Annotated in this window: 5 protein-coding genes; 3 read left to right on the plus strand and 2 right to left on the minus strand. The window is 60.9% G+C overall.

The window, feature by feature from the left end; translation table 11 throughout:
- The 3 genes from A3730_RS16370 to A3730_RS16380 form a co-directional block, all read left to right on the plus strand.
- Window positions 1–1,141 (plus strand): DUF802 domain-containing protein (locus tag A3730_RS16370; RefSeq protein ID WP_156501227.1); only part of this gene is annotated, 1,141 nt, incomplete at its 5' end.
- Complete coding sequence (locus A3730_RS16375; RefSeq protein WP_063538460.1) at window positions 1,141–1,779, plus strand: OmpA family protein; 639 nt, start codon at window positions 1,141–1,143, stop codon at window positions 1,777–1,779. The genes A3730_RS16370 and A3730_RS16375, both read left to right, overlap by 1 nt.
- Complete coding sequence (locus A3730_RS16380; RefSeq protein ID WP_063520698.1) at window positions 1,769–2,461, plus strand: DUF2894 domain-containing protein; 693 nt, start codon at window positions 1,769–1,771, stop codon at window positions 2,459–2,461. The genes A3730_RS16375 and A3730_RS16380 overlap by 11 nt, the downstream gene beginning before the upstream one ends.
- A gap of 211 nt (window positions 2,462–2,672) precedes the next feature.
- On the opposite strand, the gene A3730_RS16385 is transcribed toward A3730_RS16380, so the two are convergent.
- Both A3730_RS16385 and A3730_RS16390 read right to left on the minus strand, forming a co-directional pair.
- Window positions 2,673–4,757 (minus strand): BCCT family transporter, encoded by a 2,085-nt coding sequence (locus A3730_RS16385; RefSeq protein ID WP_063520697.1) that lies wholly within the window; start codon window positions 4,755–4,757, stop codon window positions 2,673–2,675.
- 79 nt (window positions 4,758–4,836) lie between these two features.
- The gene (locus A3730_RS16390) at window positions 4,837–5,016 is read right to left on the minus strand and encodes a hypothetical protein (protein WP_063520696.1); all 180 of its coding nucleotides are present in this window, start codon (window positions 5,014–5,016) and stop codon (window positions 4,837–4,839) included.
- Window positions 5,017–5,229 lie beyond the last annotated feature (213 nt).

Here is a 5,229-nt window from a genome sequence, read left to right on the forward strand (position 1 = left end):
GCTGCAACAGGTCCGCGATACCCAGCAACAACTTGGCAGTGCCAGCGAGCAACAGCTGGCCAGCATCACCGGTGAATTCCAGGCTGTCACCCGTCAGGCACTACAAGACTGGAACGCCGGACTGGAAGCCCACCGGGCCAGCGGCGCGGACCTGCTTGAACAACTACAGAGCAGCCAACAGGCCGTGGCCGAACACAGCGAGAAGCAGTTTGCCGCCATCGCCGGGCAATTCCAGGCCAGCACCGAACAGGCCGCCCAGCACTGGCAAACCGGCCTCGGCGAGCAACAACGCACCGTGGCCACGCTGGTCAGCGAAATCCGTAGCGCCCTGCACGAACACAACAGCGAATTCCGCGACAGCGCCGCCGGGCTGCTCAGCGGCCAGCAAACCGGCATGGACAGCCTGATCACCCAGCTGGGCGAACAGTTGAATGCCCTGCGCGACCAGGAAGCGGCCCGTGGCGATGCCGCCAGCGAACGCCTGGCCGGGCTGGAGGCCACCGTCACCGAGCATCTGGGCCGCCTGGGCACCGCTCTGGAAGCGCCCATGACTCGCCTGATCGAAACCGCCTCGCAAACCCCGAAGGCCGCCGCTGAGGTGATCACCCGCCTGCGCGAGGAAATGACCCACAGCAGCGAGCGGGATAACGAACTGCTGGAAGAGCGCCGCCGCATCATGACCGAGCTGGACACCCTGCTCTCTGGCCAGCAAGCCGCCGCCGATGCCCAGCGCAACGCCATCGACACCCTGATCCGCACCTCCAGCGAGACGCTCAGCCAGGTCAGCGACACCTTCTCGCAACAGGTCAGCGACCAGGCCAGCCGCCTGAATCAGGTGGCCGGCGACGTCACCGGCAGTGCCGCCGAAGTGGCCAGCCTCAGCGACGCCTTTGCCGCTGCCGTGCAGGTGTTCAGCAGCGCCAACGACACCCTGCTGGACAACCTGCACCAGGTGGAAACCTCACTGGAGAAATCCGCCGCCCGCGCCGACGAGCAACTGGGCTACTACGTGGAGCAGGCCCGCGAGGTAATCGAGCTGAGCATGGCCTCGCAGAAAGACGTGATCGATGCCCTGGCCAGCCTGCGCCATGGCGAAGCGCCCGCGCAGGATGGCCAGCGCACGGCTTCCGAGGTCAATTGATGGACGAATTACACGACAGCGATGCCCAGGCCTCGCCGGTCTGGGCCATCTTCTCGGACCTGATGGCCGCCCTGGTGGGCATTCTGGTGCTGCTGCTGGTGTGGGTGATCGGCATCCAGCTGGAATTGAGCCAGTCTCTGGAACAGGAAAAAGCCAAACGCCTCGCCGAAGAACAGCGCCGCATGGCACTGGAAGAAGCACTGGCCGACCCGTTGGCCAGCGGCCGGGTGACCTTTCACAATGGCCGCATCGGCATCAGCGGCAGCGTGCTGTTCCAGCTCAACTCCGACCAGCTGCAACCGGAAGGCGAAGCCCTGCTCAGCGATCTGGTCAAACCACTGCAGGTATTCCTCAGCCAGCACGACGACATGCTCATGGTCAGCGGCTTCACCGACGACCTGCCCATCAACCGGGGCAACGGCCGTTACGCGGATAACTGGGGCCTGTCGGCGCAGCGAGCACTCACCGTCACCCGCACCCTGATCGAACAGGGCATGCCGGCGGACCAGGTCTTCGCCGCCGCCTTCGGCGACAACCAGCCGGTGGCCCCCAACGACAACGCCGACAGCCGTGCCCGTAACCGCCGGGTGGAGCTGACCACGGTGCCCAGGCAAAGCGAGGCAGCCGATGCCCCCTGATCACGCCGCGCCCTCGCCCGCACTGGGCGCCCTGCTGGAGCGGCTAGCCGCCCTGCGCGAACAGGGCGCGGAACATTTCGAGCCGGTGCAGTTCCATTACCTGAACAGCCTGGCCCGGCGGCTGGCTGCCCTGCGTGAGCCTCCCATCCGCACACAGGGCAAACTGACCGCCCAACTGGCCGAGTACGAAGATGCGCTGCATCAGGCAAGAGAGACCCTGCAACGCGCCGGGGAAGCCACCGACAATCCCGGCCAGTTCCGCTCCCTGCTACGGCGACCCCAGCCAGTAACGTCTTCACCGTTTGCGCCCTTACAGCAGGCCTACAGCAACCCACCAGCGGATGACAGCCCGGAAGAAGGCAACACTCTGGCAGGCTTGCTGAAACAACAGGAAACCCGGGTACTGGCAGATAATGGCGCCAGCGCCCCATCCCCGCCGCCCAGGCAACGGGAGCTGAGCGCCCTGCGCCAGCTTCGCCACCAGCGCCAGGCACACCGGGCACGCCAGCGCATCGACGATGCCATTACCCAGACCCCCAGCGACGCCGGCCCGCTCAATTCGCACCGGCTGGTGGCCCGCTCCATCGAAACCCTGCGCGAGCTGTCGCCTGCATATCTGGAACACTTCGTGAACTATCTGGATACCCTGATGAGCCTGGAAAAACTGGCGCGCAAACGCTGAACTCTCACCCTTCGAGTTTTGACGACCCTAAATGTTGGATTACGCCTTTCAGGCTAATTCAACCTACAAACCAGAGAGTCGTCTGGTTTTGCAGGTCCGATTTACCCAAGGGCACAGAGAGCCTAAAGGCGTAATCCGACTTCGCCCTGAAACGAAAAACGCCCCAACATGTGGGGCGCCTGGCGATAACAGCGTTTCGGTTAGTGAATCATTACACCGGCTTCACGCTGCCATCGTCTTCTCCGTCATTGCCTTCACTAGGGTCACCGGGCTGATCGCGCAGCAGATCATCGTGCTCCGCCATTTCCCAGGGCAGCTTGCCCGGGGCCACATTCAGGAAGTGCAGGTAGTTTTCAAACTGGTCGAGCATGTCGCGGATGATATCCACCTCATCGTAACCGAACACATCGTAGGAACGGCCACCACGGCGCAGGAACACCTCGGCGCGGCAATACTCATGGGCATCGCTCACCTTGGCCTCGCGGCTGCTGTAGGCATATTCCGGCACCGGCGTGGTAATCAGGCGGATGTCATAAATAAAGCCCACATGCTCATCACGGTTCACCACCAGCTCGGCACGGATAAACTGCTCGTCGAAATTCACCGTGGCATCCCAGCCCGCCTTGCGTAGCTCTTCCACTACCTTGTTCATGCTGGACATGGCCGTTTCACGAATAAAGGATTCCACCTCCTCGCGGGAAGGGTAACGGATCATGGCGGTGAGGCGATGGCGCCACTGGCTGCCGGTCATATGCCGGCTGTGGGCCATGTGCGCCTGCAAACTGGTTTCCCGGTGCCCCTCGATCACCAGCGCCCGCCACATGCCCACGGCGGCCAGCAGAATGACAATCGCAAACGGCAGTGCACTCACCATGGTCATCGTCTGAAGCGCACTCAAACCACCGGCCAGCAGCAGCACCGATGCGATCGCCCCTTCCAGTACCGCCCAGAAAATCCGCTGCCAGGCAGGGGTTTCCAGCACACCACCAGACGCCAGCGAATCCACCACCAGCGAGCCGGAATCCGACGACGTCACAAAGAAGGTCACAATCAGGCACACCGCCAGGAACGACACCAGCGTGGACCAGGGCAAGTGATCAAACAGCTGAAACAGGGCCACCGCCTTGTCTGCCTGCACCTGGCTGACCAGCTCGGTATAGCCTCGCTCCATGATCGCATTCAGTGCCGTATCGCCAAACACCGAGAACCACAGGAAGGTAAAGATACTGGGCACCAGCATCACCCCGACCACAAACTGGCGAATGGTTCGGCCACGGCTGATTTTCGCAATAAACAAGCCCACAAAGGGCGCCCAGGCGATGGTCCAGCTGAAAATAAACAGGGTCCAGTTGCCGATCCAGTCACTGTGCGTATACGCCTGCAAATTGAACGTACGCTCGACAATATTGCTCAGGTAACTGCCCGTATTCTGAACAAAACTTTCCAGAATATGCACGGTGGGGCCAACCACAAATACGAACAGCATCAGTGTCACGGCCAACACCATATTCAGAATCGACAGGCGCTTCACACCCTTGTCCATCCCTGCTACCACCGACACCGTCGCCAGCGCGGTAACAATGGCAATGGCGCTGATCTGCACCATGTTGCCCACCGGCACATCCCACAGGTAATTCAGCCCGGCATTAATCTGCGCCGCCGACAAACCCAGGGTGGTGGCGATACCGAACATGGTGCCCAGAATGGCAAACACGTCGATGGCATGGCCGATCGGGCCGTAAATTTTTTCACCAATAAGGGGATAAAACGCCGAACGCATGGACAACGGCAAGCCGTGACGGAAGGCGAAATACGCCATCACCAGGCCGACCAGGCCGTAAATCGCCCAGATATGAAAGCCCCAGTGGAAGAATGCAATCTGCATGGCCTGTTTCGCCGCATCCACCGTTTGCGCAGCGCCCACTGGCGGCTCGGCATAATGCAGCACGGGTTCGGCCACACCGAAGAACAACAGCGCGATGCCATAACCCGCCGAAAACAACATGGCGAACCATTCCGGAAACGAATACTCCGCTTCACAATGGTCGGGCCCCAACTTGATGTTGCCCCAGGAAGTCAGACTGATGCCGACGATAAAGATAAAGAACAGCGCCACCACCAGCATATAGAACCAACCGAAGTTAACGGTGATCCAGGACTGGGCAGATGAAAACGCCTGCCCCGCCAGCTCCGGATCGCTGATGGTGCCAATAATCAGCAATATCGCAACGATAACCGCCGGCACGAACACCGGCACAAGAATGGTTGAATTTCGCAACACAGCATTCTTCGCCATACAAAACATCCCTATTCGCCAAACAGACTGGTCAGTGGTAGCCGCACAAACCCCTGGTTCTCTATGACCATACAGACCGTTAACTCGGCTTTCCAGCACCCCGCTCACGGCCCAGGTTACGAATATAACTCACCGCCTGTGGCATACTCATGGTCAGCCGTTCAACACGATCCGCTGTAACCTGAATCAGCGAACCCGACCAGGGGTCCGGCGCACCGGGCAGATAAATCGTCACCTCGCCGTCATCCGCGCGCCCCACCTCAAACGTCCAGCGACAAGGACTGGGAAAAGGATTTGAGGAGCCTCTGAATAACTCCTTGCGTACTCAGCGTGGCCTGGAGCGTTCAGCTGTTGTGTCTTGTCTCGATGGTCAGGGTGGTTCCCTTTCCGAGAGGCAAGGCGCAGCAGATGGGCGCTCCAGGCCGCGCCCTTCGGGTCTTTCAGGCTGGCCCGCACTCGTTGTTGTACTTTT

It is taken from the genome of Alcanivorax sp. HI0044 (assembly GCF_001634945.1).